This is a genomic window from Serratia sp. X3 (assembly GCF_014982455.1).
In the GTDB taxonomy this organism is placed as follows: Bacteria; Pseudomonadota; Gammaproteobacteria; order Enterobacterales; family Enterobacteriaceae; genus Serratia; species Serratia ureilytica.
In genome coordinates this window covers 66,149-82,559 of record NZ_JADCNB010000004.1, presented here as the reverse complement: position 1 = coordinate 82,559, position 16,411 = coordinate 66,149, and the positions used below count along the sequence as shown (strand labels likewise).

The following is a 16,411-nucleotide window of genomic DNA, read 5'->3' as shown; positions in this document are numbered from 1 at the left end:
CGTCGGCGGCATCGGCGCCGCAGAGGGCGAGATAACCGCACCGCTTTCGCTATCGGCTGGCTTTAGAGAAACGCCGATTCATCCCCCGCTTGCTTCCACTACCGGCAGCTTGAGGCTTCTTCGACAAACAACAGGCGTGTTGAACAACATTCAAATAAGTGAATGGAATGAAAAAAAACATAACTCAGTGTTATATATTTACTTTATTCTCACCGACGCGGCATCGACTGAAATTTACTTGCCATAGTGACTCTGGTAGTATAACAAGAACAAATAACAGCCGCAGCTAAAAAGCCATTTAAGTCGCTTAGGAAAAAGATTGAAAATGATAGAGCTCTTTGACGTAGACTATAATTTGCTGCCAGATAACAGATCGAAAGAACTATTCTCCTTAAGAAAAAAAACGTTTAAAGACCGTTTAGACTGGCTCGTTAATTGCGAAAATAACATGGAGTTTGACGAATACGACAACCGTCACGCCACCTATATTTTCGGCACCTACCAAGATCACGTCATTTGCAGCTTGCGATTTATCGAAACGAAATACCCAAACATGATCAGCGATGGCGTATTCGACAATTACTTTAACGATATAAAACTCCCCGAAGGGAATTACGTTGAAGCCAGCAGATTATTTATAGACAAGGCGCGCATTCAAGCACTTCAACTCCATCAAGCGCCAATTAGCACCATGCTTTTCCTGTCGATGATAAACTATGCAAGAAGCTGCGGCTACGAAGGCATATACGCCATTATCAGTCACCCGATGCGCATTATTTTCCAACGCTCCGGCTGGCATATCTCGGTGGTAAAAACCGGATGCTCCGAAAAGAATAAAAATATTTATCTGATCTATCTGCCGATAGACGATGCCAACCGGAACAGATTGCTGGCGCGCATCAACCAACACGCCACAAAGTGGGATAACCCATTGGATTCCTGGCCATTATCCTTCCGAGTCAGCGAGAAGCGGCCGGATGAGCTGCAGCTCCACACCTAACCTGATGGCATGTTTGGCATTGGTGACGCCAAGCTTTTTGACGGCGTTACCGATGTGATATTTTACGGTGGTGAGTTTTATTCCCAGGATAAGGGCAATTTCTTGATAGGATTTACCTAAGCTCGCCCAGTAGATGATCTCATTTTCACGCTTGGAGAAAAACTCCCGCTGGTTCATTTTTTCAAAGTCAGCAGGCGTGCTCATTTCCTGGTAGAGCGCCGTCATTTTTCCGTGCATGGTAATCAGCAGCATTTGAATTTCGGCCTTATTATTGTCAATCTGCTGTTCAACATCCGCATCACAATGCTTATCCAACATAATGGATAACACCACCAGATTATGATGATGATCGTGCAAGACGAAAGTATACCCATTAATAATATTGTAGTTCTTGGCCATATCAAAAATCTTTGGCAATTTTAATCCTGCGCCAATTTCCAAATCTTTATCCCAGGTAAACGGGGTGATTCTATGTGATGCGGTAATCAAAACGGGATCAATAAACTGATAGTTGTTTTTGATATAAAACTCGAACCACTCAGTCCTATTGGAAATGATTGAAAAGCTAGTCGGATTTCTTTTATTCATTATAGCATAGGCATATTTTATATTATTGTATTTGCTCAGCCCGCGTTCCAACTCTTCTTTTATAGAGGCATTAATGGTTTCATTATTGAAAAAAAAGTTAGACACTCACCAATCCTCTTCAAGAAATAACATCACTATAAAACTGAGAAGAGTATAACCCGGTTGCGCCGCCAAGTAAATTAAACCGACAAGCATAATGGGAAGCGTTAATAATCAACAGGTGTTTTCAAGAGTCAATTAAAATAATTTCGGGAGGGGAATTAATTTAATCGAGAAATAAGCGCGTCGCTGAAGAAGGGGCGGCGGAGGGCATTATCCGGCAAAGAAACACAAATAAAACAAAATCATAACAACCCGGCATCATGACATGCATCTGACAAAAGCGTTCTGTCGCGTTGAAGATGAGAGGGGGCCAGACAGGCAGGCGAAAACGCCCCGCATCAGATGATGGAGGGAAAAAGCCATTGACAGTGAAGATTTGGATATACAATAATAACCAAAATTTTCCCTGGTGTTGGCCAAGTGGCTACCTGATCCTTTATAGGATCAGTTTTTTTTTGTAACGCTGTATTTTACCGTTATGCAATAACGATAAGAACTTTCAGCGATAAATGATAGTTGTACTAAAGTACAGTCTTATCCGCCCACATCGCCTCGCCGTCACAGGCTCCCCCCCCCTCCCGAGAGTTTCTCAGAAGCGCGCGCTGACGCCGACGTTATACATAAACTGCTCGCCGCTGCTCAGACCGCCGGTTTGCGAGACGGTGGCGAAGGCCGACACTCTGTCCGTCAACGGCATGTTGGCCCCCAGCGTGACATCCACCCAGTTTTTGTCCTGACCCGCACTGTCGCGAGTAAATGAGGTTTGCGTCGATTTCAGGCCGCCGCCGGCGCGGTAGACGTCATCGCCGAACTGATGCTGATAACTCACTTCCGCATAGGGGTTAAACACGCCGAATTGCGTATCCAACCGCCAGCCCAGCGCGCCGATCTGCGAATGATAAGTTTGATCGTTGAAGCGCATGGCGGTGCTGTCATCACCGTCTTCGCTGTAGCCGGACACCTGGCTGTAATCCCAGGCGAACTGCGCCACCGGCCCGGTGGTGAGGTAAGCAGCGATAGGGAAGTCGTAGCCGGCGGTCACGCGCGCGCCCCACTGCTTGCCGGAGGTCGAACCGGTTTCGGTGCGCGTCAGCGGCCCCAACCGCATGCTGCGGCGGATGTCGTCATAATCCATCGTCGCATAGTGCAGATCGGCATTGACCCAACCCTGCTCGAATATGGCCAGCGAACTGAAGGCGGACAACAGCACCCCACGCGCCTTGTAGTCATAGCGGCTGGAAGGATGCTGATCGTCGTTGGAACCGGCGATCAACGCACCGATCAACCAGCTGTCGGTCAGTTGATAGTCCACGCCGACGGTCAGGTTGTGGGTGGTGGCGTTGCCATCTCCCGCCGCCCGGTTATCGGCATAGTCATAGTGCTGGCCTGCGTAGCCGCCGAACACGCCCAGCGAGCCCTGCGGATTGTCGCCGTTGCGCAGCTGCTGGAAACGGCTGTCGAGCGTGGCGCGGCTGTCACGCGCCATCGCCGCCGTCGCCTGATTCAGCGCCACCACCTGCGCCGGGCCATCCAGCACCGCCTGGATATAATCCGCAATCAGCAGGTGCGCCTGCGGGCTGGGGTGGAAATGGTCGGAGAACAGATAGGACTGGCCGGCGTCGAAGCCGGGCATGTCGGAACGGCAAACCGCCGAGGAAACGCCCGGCGGACAAGCCATGCCGGCCGTGTTGGCGAAGCCGAACTGCGCCGGATTGGCGATCGCTTCGGCGAACAGCTTGTTGACGTCCACCCGCACAATATTGCCGCCCCCCTGCGCCAGCAAACGGTCTTCGCTTTGATTATAGAAATCGGTCAACTGAGCGGCCTGCGCGCTCAGGCTGTCATAGGCCGCCACAAGCTGGGCAGCGATCGCCTGCTGCACCTGAGGGATCGCGCTGCCCTGCTTCGCCGCGGCGGTCAACGCCGCATGGATTGCCTGCGTGCGCGAAGCGTTGTCCGGGGTAGCCACCGAATTGAGCGTGGCATAGGCCGCCTGAATCGCCGCCCCCTGTACCGGCGGCAGCGCCTGCTGAATGATCAGCTCCATCAGCTGCGGCGTGGAGCCGATGTTCGGCACCGTCGGCACGATCACCGTGCCGGCGCCGGCGTTCAGCAGCGAATGCACCTGCGCGGCGGCGGCCGCGGCGCTGTTATAGGCCACGCCGGGCGCGGTAGCGGCGTTCAGCGCCGCCGCCGCCAAATCGTTACCGCCGATCCAGTGAATATACAAACCGTCGCCATCGGCCTGGCCGTTAACCCGATTCAGGTAGCGCTGCACCTGCTCCTGGGTGTTGTCGGCCGGGTTCAGGCCCGGCACCGCCACGGCGCCGCCGGCGGCGTAGTTCTCACCGCCGTTGTCCGAAGCCACCAGCGCCGCCCCGATGCGTTGCGCCAACGCTTCGTCGTACAGCAGGTGCTGGCTGCCGTCATAGGTGAACCGGCCGTTGTTGCCGGTATCGCTCAGGCTGTCGCCAAAGACGTAGAGTTGATCGTACGCCTGAGCCGGAAGGGTCACACTGCAAAGTAACGCCACTGCAAGCGCCGCCGGGCGGGGCATGCATGTTATTTTTAGAGGCATGAATCGACTCCTGAGAGCCTGCAAATGAAGGCAATGTCGTTTTTATCGTTGGCCGGTTTTCCACCGGCCATGTAGTAACTATTGTCGGCTTTTTCGTCACGTCAAGCGGGGCTGCGGACAAAACAATCAGAGGCTTGCCAAGTTCGCCGCTTCGAGCGATGATTACTGTTCATAAATACAGCATAAGGACATTCAGGATGGCAGACGAACGTTGCGGTTGGGTGACGGCCGATCCGTTGTATCTCGAGTATCACGACAAGGAATGGGGCACGCCCACCACCGACGCGCGCGAGCTGTTTGAAATGCTGTGTCTGGAGGGGCAACAGGCCGGTCTTTCCTGGATCACCGTACTGAAAAAGCGCGAGAACTACCGCCGCGCCTTCCATGATTTCGATCCGCAGCGGGTCGCCGCCATGACCGAACAAGACGTGGAAAGACTGCTGCAAGACAGCGGCATCATCCGTCACCGCGGCAAGATAGAAGCCATCATCACCAACGCCAAAGCCTATCTGGCGATGGAGGCGGCCGGCGAGAATTTCGTCACCTTCATATGGGACTTCGTCGGCGGCCGGCCCCAGCTCAACCGCTGGCAGGCGCTGAACCAGGTTCCGGCCAAAACCGAGCAGTCCGACGCCATGTCCAAGGCGTTGAAAAAGCGCGGCTTCAAGTTTATCGGCTCCACCATCTGTTACGCCTTCATGCAGGCCAGCGGGCTGGTGAACGATCATCTCACGGGGTGCATGTGCTACCCAAAGCCACGGTGATCCTCCCCTGTGGCCCGGCGGATATCGACCGGCTGATGGCGCTGTGGCTGCCCAGCACCATCGCCGCTCATCCATTCGTGGCGGAAAAATACTGGCGTGAAAGCGCCACACTGGTGCGGGAAAATTACCTGCCGCGCGCGCAGAGCTGGGCCTGCTGGCATGAAAACGAGATCGTCGGCTTTATCAGCGTGCTGGACGAACAATTCATCGGCGCGCTGTTTGTCGATCGGGCGTATCACGGCCGCGGCGTAGCCCGGGCGCTGATGACGCACGTGCAGCAGCGCTACCGCCGGCTCAGCCTGGAGGTTTATCAGCAAAACCTGCGCGCCTGCGCGTTTTACCACAAGCACGGTTTTCAGGTGACGCAGCGCCTGTTTAACGACGAAACCCAGGCCTATACGCTGATCATGAACTGGCCGGCAATCGAGAATTCAACCGGTTACGGTTAAAAAAGGCGCATTCGCGCCCTGGCGGCGCGCAATTAGGAATCCGCTGCATGGCGCCGCCCGGCGTTTTATCGCATAACTCCCCCAGCACTTACCCGCGCTCATCATTTGTCACGTTTTTCTCCGGAACTGCCGGCGAGCCAACGCGTCATAGTAGCGCGGTGATGCGGGCCCCACCTGCGTCGCCTACTTTTTTGCGCCCCCGTGTTGGGCCGGCGCGTACAGATATTGATGCCATTAAGGACAAGAACATGAAAAAACGCATTGCAATTATTGCCGGCGCAGTGAGCGTCGCGCTCACGCTGTCGGCCTGTACCACCAACCCTTACACCGGCGAATCCGAAGTCGGCAAGTCCGGCATCGGCGCGGGCCTCGGGGCCGCACTGGGCGCCGGCGTCGGCGTACTGTCCTCTTCCAAGAAAGATCGCGGCAAGGGCGCGCTGATCGGCGCGGCGGCCGGTGCGGCGCTCGGCGGCGGCGCTGGCTATTACATGGACGTGCAGGAAGCCAAACTGCGCGACAAGATGAAAGGCACCGGCGTCAGCGTCACCCGTCAGGGCGACAACATCGTGCTGAACATGCCGAACAACGTGACCTTCGACAGCAGCAGCGCCACGCTGAAACCGGCGGGCGCCAACACCCTGACCGGCGTCGCCATGGTGCTGAAAGAGTATCCGAAAACCGCAGTCAACGTCATCGGCTACACCGACAGCACCGGTTCCCGTTCGCTCAACATGAACCTGTCGCAGCAGCGCGCCGATGGCGTAGCCAGCGCGCTGATCACCCAGGGCGTGGCGGCGAACCGTATCCGCACCGCCGGTGCCGGCCCGGACAACCCGATCGCGTCCAACAGCACCGCGGAAGGCAAGGCGCAAAACCGCCGCGTCGAGATCACCCTCAGCCCGCTGCAGTAATCCCGCGCGGGGCGCCACCGGCGCCCCGCCGCTTCCCTGCGATTTTCTCCTTATCCTTCAACATTCCCGCCCGCACGCCGGGTATGGTAGTCTCCTTGGCAATTAACCGCAGGAGGGATCGGCTGTGAGCACTGTCAAGGCAACGCGCGCCTCAGGACGCGCCACCATCAGCGATGTAGCGAGCATCGCCAAAACCGGCAAGACCAGCGTGTCACGCTATCTGAATGGTGAACAGCACCTGCTTTCCGACGATCTCAAACAGCGCATAGAACAGGCGATCCAGCAGCTCGACTACCGCCCAAGCCAGATGGCGCGCAGCCTGAAGGGCGGCCAAACGCGCCTGATCGGCCTGATCCTCGCCGATATCACCAACCCCTATTCGGTGGACGTGATGCGCGGCATCGAGGCCGCCTGCCGCCAACACGGCTTTACCCTGCTGGTGTGCAACACCAACAACGAAGTCAATCAGGAACAGCACTACCTGCAGCTGCTCAGCAGTTACCGGGTGGAAGGCATCGTGGTCAACGCGGTCGGCATGCGCGAGGAAGCCTTATCCACGCTGCAACAGTCGATGCTGCCGATGGTGCTGATCGACCGCAAAATCCCCGACTTCGCCTGCGACGTAGTGGGCCTGAACAACCGCGAAGCCGCCACCGTCGCCACCGAGCACCTGCTGCAACAAGGCTTCGAAGCGATCCTGTTCCTCAGCGAACCGCTCGGTACGGTCAATACCCGCCTGGAACGCCTGCACGCCTTCAGGCATACCATGGCGCAGCACCCTGCGCTGCTGGCGGAGCAGGCCGAAACGCCGCTCAACGATCGGCAAAAACTGGAACAGGTGCTGGGCGATTTCAGCGGCCGTCATCGCGGCATGCGCAAGGCGGTGATCTCCGCCAACGGCGCCCTGACGCTGCAGGTGGCGCGCGCCATGCGCCGGCTCGGCATCCAGTGGGGCAACGACATCGGCCTGCTGGGCTTCGACGAGCTGGAGTGGGCGGAACTGGCGGGCGTCGGCATCACCACGCTGAAACAACCCACCTACCAAATGGGGCACGCGGCGCTGGAGCGGCTGGTGCAGCGTATTCAGGGTCTGGCCGCCCCCAGCGGCGAGCAGATGTTCTCCGGCGAGCTGATCGTCCGCGGCTCTACCACCCGCTAACCCGCCTTCTCCGGGGCCTTAACCGCCCCGCCTTCATCGGCTGTTTTTTGCTCAGCTTCGTGATTGCGATCATATTTTTACATTCTGTCGCTTTCTACTGGAACCGGTTCCATTTAACGTACCGGTAACAGCAGCGGCGGCGACAATGCCGCCTCAGGAGTCAAAATGAAAACAGAAATCATCGTGGTCACTGGCGCCTACGGCGCCGATACCGTCAAACAACAGGGCGGCCAGCGCGCGCTGTTGCCCATCATCGCCGGCGCGGGCGCCGACGGGGTGGAGATCCGCCGCGAACTGTTCGCTGCCGGCGAACTGGACAGCCTGCCTGCGCTGGCCCAGGAGATAGAACGCCAGCAGCTGTTCGCCGTCTATTCAGCCCCTGAGGCGCTGTTCACTCCGCAACATACGTTGAATCCCAACCTGCCGACGCTGCTGGCGGAAGCGCAGGCGCTGAACGCGCGCCAGCTGAAGCTCTCCCTCGGCCATTTCCGCCCCGGCTTCGATTTTACCGAGCTGAAAGTGGCGCTGGAGCAACATCCGGTCAAACTGGTGGTCGAGAACGACCAAACGCCGGACTGCGGCATTTTGTCGATGCTGAACGCCTTTTTCCATGCAGCGGAAGATAGCCACCTGCCGGTCAGCATGACCTTCGATATGGCCAACTGGCTGTGGGTGGGGCAAGACGCCTTCGCCGCCGCCGAGCGCCTGGCCCGCCACGTCGGTTACGTGCACGTCAAGGCCGCGACGCAAGGCCCGCGCGGCTGGCGCGCCATTGCGCTGGACGATACCGACGGCAGCTGGCGCGATCTGCTGGCCCGCCTGCCGCACGAGGCGCCGCGCGGCATCGAATTCCCGTTGCAGGGTGATGACCTGGAAGCCGTCACCCGCCATTACGTCAATATTTTGCGTGCGGAGTAACCCATGATGACAACGTTAACGGCAACCACGGCGCAGCAGGCGCCCCTGGATGTGGTCACGCTGGGTGAAGCCATGGCGATGTTCGTGGCGGCGCAGACCGGCGATTTGGCGGAGGTGGAAACCTTCACCAAACGCATCGCCGGCGCCGAACTGAACGTGGCGATCGGCCTGGCCCGTCTGGGCATGAACGTCGGCTGGGTCAGCCGCGTCGGCAACGACTCGTTTGGCCGCTTCACCCTGCAGCAGCTGAAAAAAGAAGGCATCAACTACCGGCAGGTGACGGTCGACGGCCACTATCCGACCGGTTTTCAGGTGAAATCCAAGACTACCGATGGTACCGATCCCAGCGTGGAATATTTCCGTAAAGGCTCGGCGGCCAGCCGCCTGTCAGTCGCCGATTTCAACCGCGAATATTTCGGTTCCGCGCGCCACCTGCACCTGAGCGGCGTGGCGGCGGCGCTGTCCGGCGAATCGCTGGCGCTGTGCCACCATGCGGCGCGCGAGATGCGCGCCATGGGCAAAACCATTTCGTTCGATCCCAATCTGCGCCCGGTGCTGTGGCCCAGCCGCGAGGTGATGATCGAGCAGCTGAACCAGCTGGCGTTCGCCGCCGACTGGGTGCTGCCGGGGTTAAAAGAGGGACAGATCCTCACCGGCCAGTCGACGCCGGAAGGCATCGCCGATTTCTATCTGGAGCGTGGCGTGCAGGCGGTGATCATCAAAACCGGCCCGGACGGCGCCTGGTTTAAAACCGCCGCCGGCGATAAGGCGGCGGTGGCCGCGGTCAAGGTCGACAACGTGGTGGATACCGTAGGGGCGGGTGACGGCTTTGCCGTCGGCACTCTCAGCGCCCTGCTGGAAGGCAAAACGCTGGTACAGGCGGTGCAACGCGGCAACAAAATCGGCTCGCTGGCGATCCAGGCCATCGGCGACAGCGAAGGCCTGCCGACCCGCGCGGCGCTGGCCGAATAACAATAAAAAACGACTTCTCCGCATGACGTCAGCCTCTGGCCCTACAACCGGGACGCGTCGGGAGAGCATCTGCCCCTTCGTCTTTCATGCCCAACGGGCTGGGCGAAGGGGATGCAACACCACTGAAGGATACTGAACATGAACAAAGCGACTGTCGCGGCCAAACGCTGGTGGTACATCATGCCCATCGTGTTTATCACCTACAGCCTGGCCTATCTCGATCGCGCCAACTTCAGCTTCGCCTCCGCCGCCGGCATCAATGAGGATCTCGGCATCACCAAGGGCATGGCCTCGCTGCTGGGCGCGCTGTTTTTCCTCGGTTATTTCTTCTTCCAAATTCCCGGCGCCATCTACGCCGAGCGCCGCAGCGTCAAAAAACTGATCTTCTGGTGCCTGGTGCTGTGGGGCGGCTGCGCTTCGCTGACCGGCGTGGTGAGCAATATCCCGATGCTGGCCGCCATCCGCTTTATCCTCGGCGTGGTGGAAGCGGCGGTGATGCCGGCGATGCTGATCTACATCAGCAACTGGTTCACCAAATCGGAGCGTTCACGCGCCAATACCTTCCTGATCCTCGGCAACCCGGTGACGGTGCTGTGGATGTCGGTGGTGTCCGGTTACCTGATCCACGCCTTCGGCTGGCGCGAAATGTTCATCATCGAGGGCATTCCGGCGGTCATCTGGGCGTTCTGCTGGTGGGTGCTGGCGAAAGACAAACCGGCGCAGGCCGGCTGGTTGAGCGCCGATGAGAAACAGGCGCTGCAACAGCAGCTGGACGAAGAACAGAAAGGCATCAAGGCCGTGCGCAACTACGGCGAAGCCTTCCGTTCGCGCAACGTGATCCTGCTGTGCGTGCAGTACTTCGCCTGGAGCATCGGCGTGTACGGCTTCGTGCTGTGGCTGCCTTCCATCCTGCGCAGCGGCATGCAGATGGGTATGGTGGAAGCCGGCTGGCTGTCGGCGGTGCCTTACCTGGCGGCGACCATCGCCATGATCGTGGTCTCCTGGGCGTCGGACAAAATGCAAAACCGCAAGCTGTTCGTCTGGCCGCTGCTGCTGATCGGCGCGCTGGCGTTCTTCGGCTCTTACGCCGTCGGCGCCAACCATTTCTGGATCTCTTACGGCCTGCTGGTGGTCGCCGGCGCCGCGATGTACGCCCCTTATGGGCCGTTCTTCGCCATCATTCCAGAAATGCTGCCGAAAAACGTCGCCGGCGGCGCCATGGCGCTGATCAACAGCATGGGCGCGCTGGGTTCGTTCTTCGGTTCCTGGTTCGTCGGTTACCTGAACGGCGCCACCGGCAGCCCGGCGGCTTCCTACATGTTTATGGCCATCGCACTGGTGGTGGCGGTGGTGTTGACGCTGATCGTCAAGCCCGCCCGCAACGAGATCCAGCCGCAGATGGCTTGATCCGGTTATACTTTTTCTCTGTCAATCAACCCGAGGGGGCGCCAGGCCCCCTTTGGCCCAGCTGGAGTTCGTGATGAAACCTTCTATCGTATTGTACAAAAGCCTGCCCGCCGACCTGCGTGAACGTCTGGAACAGCACTTCACCGTACACGCGTTCAACGGCCTGCAGCCGGAGAACCGCGAGGAACTGCGCCAGGCGTTGCAGCAGGCTGAAGGGATCATCGGTTCCGGCGGCAAAATTGACGAAGCCTTCCTGCAGCAGGCGCCCAAACTGCGCGCGGCCTCGACCGTTTCCGTCGGCTACGACAACTTCGACGTCGAGGCGCTCAACGCGCATAACGTGCTGTTGATGCATACCCCGACGGTGCTGACCGAAACCGTCGCCGACACCATCATGAGCCTGGTGCTGGCGACGGCGCGCCGGGTGGTGGAAGTGGCGGAACGGGTCAATGCCGGCGAATGGCGCGGCAGCATCGGGCCGGACTGGTTCGGCGTCGACGTGCACCACAAAACCATCGGCATCCTCGGCATGGGCCGCATCGGCCTGGCGCTGGCGCAGCGCGCGCACTTCGGCTTCGGCATGCCGGTGCTGTACAACGCCCGCCGCACGCACGAAGAGGCGGAGCAACGCTTCAACGCCCGTCGCTGCGATCTGGATACCCTGCTGGCCGAGTCGGATTTCGTTTGCATCACGCTGCCGCTGACCGAACAAACTTTCCATCTGATCGGCCGCGATCAGCTGGCGAAGATGAAGAAAAGCGGCATTCTGATCAATGCCGGCCGTGGGCCGGTGGTGGATGAGCAGGCGCTGATCGAAGCGCTGCAAAACGGCGTGATCCACGCCGCGGGGTTGGATGTGTTCGAGAAAGAACCGCTGCCGGCCGACTCGCCGCTGCTCAGCATGCCGAACGTGGTGGCGTTGCCGCATATCGGTTCCGCCACCCATGAAACGCGCTACGGCATGGCCGCCTGCGCCGTGGATAACTTGATCGCGGCATTGACCGGCACAGTGAAAGAAAACTGCGTCAACCCGCAGCTGTTGCAGAAATAACTTAGCGCGGCCGGCGATCTGCGGATTGCCGGCCGCGCCGCTTTTTGCGGCTATCGACGGAGTATCTTCACTCCGTCAACCTCACGGGCTTCCCCCTTATCTTGCTGACGACAAATTTGCCAACGTCGTCATTGGCGATCAGCATGACCAGCAGCAGCATCACCAACACCACCAGTTTCATATGGCTGTAGGCTATCGACGGGTCAAAAGCCTCCAGCAACAGCGTAATGCAGGGTGAAACATTCACAATAATGTTGGTGGTCAAAGCGCTGGTAAGTTCAATACCCTTTTGCAGCATCCATAGCGGCAATATATTCCCTAATATGACGATGATCGGCAGGTACATCCAGAAGCTGGATTGTGTCGTTGCCAATACGCCTTCGCTCGGCAACATCAGCGCGCAAACGCCAATGAGCAAGGGAAATCTGAACGACTGAATATTGACGGCGTTAAACGCTTTTTTGGACAATGATTTTGCAATATAGGTGCCGACAGCCATACAGGTTGAGGTGACGAGACACACTAAGCCGAGCGCCAGAACAAATAGGGTGTTTGAATCGAAGGGATTAAAACGCTGCCCTTTCACGGCCAATATCATCAGCACGGCGACAATAAAAGCCAGCATCACGGCTATAACGATGTTTTTTACCCCCACCGAGTTTCGGTTATAAATCTCAATGAAAACAGAAATGATCGGGCTCAGACCAAAAAGCATGGCCACCAGAATGGAGGGCTCCGTCCATTTCAACCCAACGAAAAGCCCAACCCAAGCTCCCAGCGTAGATATATTCAATAATAGAATTAACTTCCAGGCGTTGAGGCAAGCTCGCAGCTTGACGGGGAAAAACAGCACGGAGATCACAAAGAAACCGAGCCAGGTCAAGGTGAAAGTCCAAAACAATAATACGAACAGATCGATGCTCTGCAACAAACCTGAGAGAAAAACATCTATGGCCGCACCCAGGATGCAATATCCAAGAATGTACGTTGGGCCAGACGCCTTGATTTTACTGTTCATAGACTTCAAACATGCCCTTGCTTTCAAGGCCAACGATATATTGATAGTCGGCATTGAGCTGATCGGCGCAACGGTGGCTTAACGCAATCCAGCCCGGAGAGCTGTAAACGTCCGTCGTGAGTTTTATTTCCTGATCAACATCCGGCAGATTTGATTTCTTGTAGGATGGCAAACCGGCGATGGTATCGACATGCTTAACGGCCTTGATAGTGCCAGCGCTAAAAGATATCAGCTCTTTAATTTTTAAATAGTTTAACGGTTTATATTCCTCTGCGACCGCTTCCAGGAATGCCTCGGTTGAACACACGCTCAGTACCAGTTCGTCAATCTGCGTGCGCTTCAACGCCAGGGATGACAACGCCGGAAAACCCGCGCCGTGCGGTCTGGCCCCGGTTTCAATTAACGTCCAACCGTCTTTGGTTAAAAACAGTTCCGAGTGCGCTGCGCCAAACGTGATCCCTAAAGCATCCAGACAGCTAAAGATGTAATCTTTGAGCTGAGCGTGATTCTGCGCATCGAAGGAGGTCAGTTCGGTGAACTCACAGATGGAATCGGCCCCGTTGTAACTGCCTTTGCCCATCTTCCATATCGCACAGATCTTGTGACGGCCTTGATAACTGACAGTATCAACGACGTACTCTTCACCCTCAATAAAAGGCTGCAGAATAATGACTTCATTTTTTAAATTGAGCTGATTGCTTTTTTTGAACAAATCACCTGCATGAGCTTCAACTTCTTCAACCGTTTTGCAAACAAAAACGGAGTCCGTGCCTGCGCTGTCAACGGGTTTTAGGACCAGCTTCCGGTATTTTTTAAACAGCTCGGTCGCATATTGCGTGGCGTCTTTAACGGTAGTTAACCGGTGCGTGGGGATATGATTGATCGCGCTATTTTTCAGGCACTCCTGCATCAGGTATTTATTCCTGCGAGAACGACTCGTGCTGGTATCGTTACCGGGCAGGTCCAGAAGCTCAGCCAGATGATCTGCGAGTTCAATGCCTGTTTCACAGCCTGCAATCACCGCGATAACATCGTACTCTTGCAATTGATTGAGGATGTCATCCCCCGTGTATTGCAAACTGATAAAGAAATCATCCCCTCTGTAGCTATTCAACAGCTTCGCCGGGATATCTTCTCGACTTTGAATGTGCGCGCACCCGTATCCTTTTTTATTGAATTCCGGTGCCACATCATTGCCGGATGAGTAGGCGTCAACGAGGATGACGATTTTTTTCGTGTCTTTGATGTCCATGCAGCGGGTTACTCCGTACTATAATCAGGGCCGAATATTAACGTTCGATTGTCTTGGCGTCGAATTTACGCTCGACGCCCTTTTACTTTATGGAGGGAACGTGTCAGCAAATTTGTGAGAAGTCGGTGCGTTCAATGCTTTTAGCCAGGCTTGTCATTTCGCGATATTTATCAGATTTATCACCACCCGGCTGATAGATTCTATACCGCCAATAACGCCAAAGAGATGTCAGAATGGCGGCGTATTCCGTATAGGTTTTCAACACCTTAATTTCTCGCGCTTCAAGCACTCTTATAGAATTATAACCCGCGATGATATGCTTCGCTTTTTCCGGCGACAGCGTCCCATTGATGCCGCAGGTGCCGACAATCGCCATGGCGATATCGAAAACGGAGTGATAAATACAGGTCAACTCAAAATCTATCATGCCGACGAACTGCTCGCCTTCAAACAGCATATTGTCGTAGAAAAGATCGGAGTGGATGACAGAGGTAGGCAAGCCGCTGATGCGTTCTACGGCAAGATGCCTGAGTCTGTCTTTGGCCCAGCGCTCATAATCCTGATCGATATTGGCATCGAGGGCATCCATGAACTTTTTCTGCTCATAGAAGACTGAGTCTGTTAAGAAATTAGGGACAGGGATCGTATGCAGTTTCGCCATGGCAACGCCGAGCTGCCTGAGCATATGTTCGTTGAAATCCCGGCGGACGGCGCCATCCATATAGGTTCTTAATAGAGAGTGCTTACCCCTTAAAATGATCGAATAGCTTTCTTGCCCTTTGGGTTTGACCAGCAAGGAGGTCTCATAATCGTGTGCTTCCAGCCATACCAGCGTCTTTGCCATGATCTCAACGTCATCACGGCTTTGCTCTTCAATAATGCTGAAAACACAGCGGCCGATATCCGTTTCGAGGCAGTAATTGGTATTGCCGGATCCCATCCCCAAGAAGGCGCTGCTTTTTACCGTCAGCCCATAAAGAGATTCTATGCGGTGAACTTCATCACTATTCAACGTTGAGCCTGTTTGCATTTCTAATTCCATATCATTCACTTGAGCGCTTGATGCAAATCTTCATACAAGTCATTAACGTCTTCGATGCCGACTGACATTCGTATTAATTGCCTCGTAATCCCTGATTTTTTCTGCTCCTGCTCGCTAAGACTTCTGAACGACGATGAGGCCTGATAAGGCGAGTTCAGCGTGGTTTCCAAATCCCCCAAACTGTTGGAAGGGACGATGAGATTTAACTTCTTCTGAAAACTTGTCGCGTCAAACCGCGGGGCGATTTCAAAGCTGACCATGCCGCCGAAGCCCCGCATCTGTTCGCGGGCAACGCTATGATTATGATGACTCGGCAACCCCGGATAGAACACGTTCGTCACATTAGGGTGCTCATTTAAACGGCTGGCCAGTTCCATCGCGTTGCGGTTAATGGCATTCATTCGAATGGCCAACGTGCGCAAGCTTCGCTCAAGCAGGTGACATGACTGCGCGTTCAGACACCCGCCAAAGTCATTCATATATTCGGCCATTGCAGCAATGGACTCTTCACTGCCGACAGCCACGCCGCCTGACACATCGCCGTGGCCGCCCAAAAACTTGGTGGCGCTGTGCAATACCAAATCGACGCCATATTCCAGAGGGTTTTGGTTGATCGGCGTCGCCACGGTGTTATCAATAATGGTGAACACCCCCCGACTCTTGGCGAATCGGGTCAATAGCTCAATGTTCAGGATTTTAAGCAATGGATTAGTCGGTGTTTCGATATATATCATTCGCGTATTCGAATTGACTAATGCGATGATGCTTTCTACTTCACAACTCTCCGAAACGCTGTATGTGATGCCTAATTTTGCAAAATGATTCTGTACAAACTTGAGCGCACCTGAATACACGCCGTTTTGTAAAACAATATGGTCACCGACTTTTAAATGCGAAAGCATCGCCGTCGCGAAAGCCGCCATACCGGAACTGAATACCAGAGCGGCCTCACCACCGCTTTCCAATGCGCACATCTTCTCGGCAACGGCGCGCTGATTGGGTAAGTTACCATGTCTTGGATAGACATCTTCTGTCATATCAAGATGCTTGTGAGAACTCGCGGAGAATAGCGGAGAAAGAATGCCACCATGCATTTCGTCGATAATGGTCCCGCTGTGAACGGCAAGAGTTTCTTTTGCTAACACGGTTACTGCCTATTTTCGAGTATCAGGAAGTGGGGGGCATGCCTTGAATAAAGGC

The 16,411-nt window shown here is 55.9% G+C and carries 15 protein-coding genes; 9 read left to right on the top strand and 6 right to left on the bottom strand.

Annotation, left to right across the window (positions count from 1 at the left end; all coding sequences use genetic code 11):
- The first annotated feature begins 325 nt into the window (after positions 1 to 325).
- Positions 326 to 1,000, top strand: coding sequence for an acyl-homoserine-lactone synthase (locus tag IMX17_RS17290; RefSeq protein WP_042783396.1), 675 nt, complete (start codon positions 326 to 328; stop codon positions 998 to 1,000).
- Here the strand turns inward: IMX17_RS17290 and IMX17_RS17285 are convergent.
- Both IMX17_RS17285 and IMX17_RS17280 read right to left on the bottom strand, forming a co-directional pair.
- Complete coding sequence (locus tag IMX17_RS17285; protein WP_033645125.1) at positions 947 to 1,693, bottom strand: LuxR family transcriptional regulator; 747 nt, start codon at positions 1,691 to 1,693, stop codon at positions 947 to 949. The genes IMX17_RS17290 and IMX17_RS17285 overlap by 54 nt on opposite strands.
- A 586-nt stretch (positions 1,694 to 2,279) precedes the next feature.
- Positions 2,280 to 4,268, bottom strand: a complete 1,989-nt coding sequence (locus IMX17_RS17280) for an autotransporter outer membrane beta-barrel domain-containing protein (protein ID WP_193550022.1) — start codon at positions 4,266 to 4,268, stop codon at positions 2,280 to 2,282.
- Between the two features lie 197 nt (positions 4,269 to 4,465).
- On the opposite strand from IMX17_RS17280, the gene IMX17_RS17275 reads away from it, so the two are divergent.
- The 8 genes from IMX17_RS17275 to ghrB all read left to right on the top strand — a co-directional run bounded on the left by IMX17_RS17275 (position 4,466) and on the right by ghrB (position 11,899).
- Positions 4,466 to 5,032, top strand: a complete 567-nt coding sequence (locus IMX17_RS17275) for a DNA-3-methyladenine glycosylase I (RefSeq protein WP_042783395.1) — start codon at positions 4,466 to 4,468, stop codon at positions 5,030 to 5,032.
- Complete coding sequence (locus IMX17_RS17270; RefSeq protein WP_046898772.1) at positions 5,029 to 5,481, top strand: N-acetyltransferase; 453 nt, start codon at positions 5,029 to 5,031, stop codon at positions 5,479 to 5,481. Before IMX17_RS17275 ends, IMX17_RS17270 begins: the two co-directional genes overlap by 4 nt.
- A gap of 248 nt (positions 5,482 to 5,729) precedes the next feature.
- A complete protein-coding gene (locus IMX17_RS17265; RefSeq protein ID WP_033645129.1) occupies positions 5,730 to 6,392 on the top strand; it encodes an OmpA family lipoprotein in 663 nt (220 codons plus the stop codon).
- Positions 6,393 to 6,516: 124 nt separating this feature from the next.
- Entirely contained in the window at positions 6,517 to 7,551 is a 1,035-nt protein-coding gene (locus IMX17_RS17260; RefSeq protein ID WP_048232299.1) for a LacI family DNA-binding transcriptional regulator, read from the top strand.
- A 165-nt stretch (positions 7,552 to 7,716) separates the two neighbouring features.
- Positions 7,717 to 8,469 (top strand): sugar phosphate isomerase/epimerase, encoded by a 753-nt coding sequence (locus IMX17_RS17255; protein WP_048232297.1) that lies wholly within the window; start codon positions 7,717 to 7,719, stop codon positions 8,467 to 8,469.
- A gap of 6 nt (positions 8,470 to 8,475) precedes the next feature.
- A complete protein-coding gene (locus tag IMX17_RS17250) occupies positions 8,476 to 9,441 on the top strand; it encodes a sugar kinase (protein WP_046688560.1) in 966 nt (321 codons plus the stop codon).
- Positions 9,442 to 9,579: 138 nt separating this feature from the next.
- A complete protein-coding gene (locus IMX17_RS17245; protein WP_182265613.1) occupies positions 9,580 to 10,848 on the top strand; it encodes an MFS transporter in 1,269 nt (422 codons plus the stop codon).
- Between the two features lie 73 nt (positions 10,849 to 10,921).
- Positions 10,922 to 11,899, top strand: a complete 978-nt coding sequence (ghrB, locus tag IMX17_RS17240; protein WP_193550021.1) for a glyoxylate/hydroxypyruvate reductase GhrB — start codon at positions 10,922 to 10,924, stop codon at positions 11,897 to 11,899.
- Between the two features lie 67 nt (positions 11,900 to 11,966).
- Here ghrB and IMX17_RS17235 read toward each other — a convergent pair whose 3' ends face one another.
- The 4 genes from IMX17_RS17235 to IMX17_RS17220 all read right to left on the bottom strand — a co-directional run bounded on the left by IMX17_RS17235 (position 11,967) and on the right by IMX17_RS17220 (position 16,356).
- A complete protein-coding gene (locus tag IMX17_RS17235) occupies positions 11,967 to 12,917 on the bottom strand; it encodes a hypothetical protein (protein ID WP_193550020.1) in 951 nt (316 codons plus the stop codon).
- Positions 12,907 to 14,169 carry an ATP-grasp domain-containing protein gene (locus IMX17_RS17230; protein ID WP_182265612.1) on the bottom strand — a complete coding sequence of 421 codons (1,263 nt, stop codon included), beginning with the start codon at positions 14,167 to 14,169 and terminating at the stop codon, positions 12,907 to 12,909. The genes IMX17_RS17235 and IMX17_RS17230 overlap by 11 nt, the downstream gene beginning before the upstream one ends.
- A 103-nt stretch (positions 14,170 to 14,272) precedes the next feature.
- Positions 14,273 to 15,211 (bottom strand): phosphotransferase, encoded by a 939-nt coding sequence (locus tag IMX17_RS17225; RefSeq protein ID WP_182265611.1) that lies wholly within the window; start codon positions 15,209 to 15,211, stop codon positions 14,273 to 14,275.
- Between the two features lie 5 nt (positions 15,212 to 15,216).
- On the bottom strand, positions 15,217 to 16,356 hold the full coding sequence (locus IMX17_RS17220; RefSeq protein WP_193550019.1) for a PLP-dependent aspartate aminotransferase family protein: 1,140 nt from the start codon (positions 16,354 to 16,356) through the stop codon (positions 15,217 to 15,219).
- Between the last annotated feature and the right edge of the window lie 55 nt (positions 16,357 to 16,411).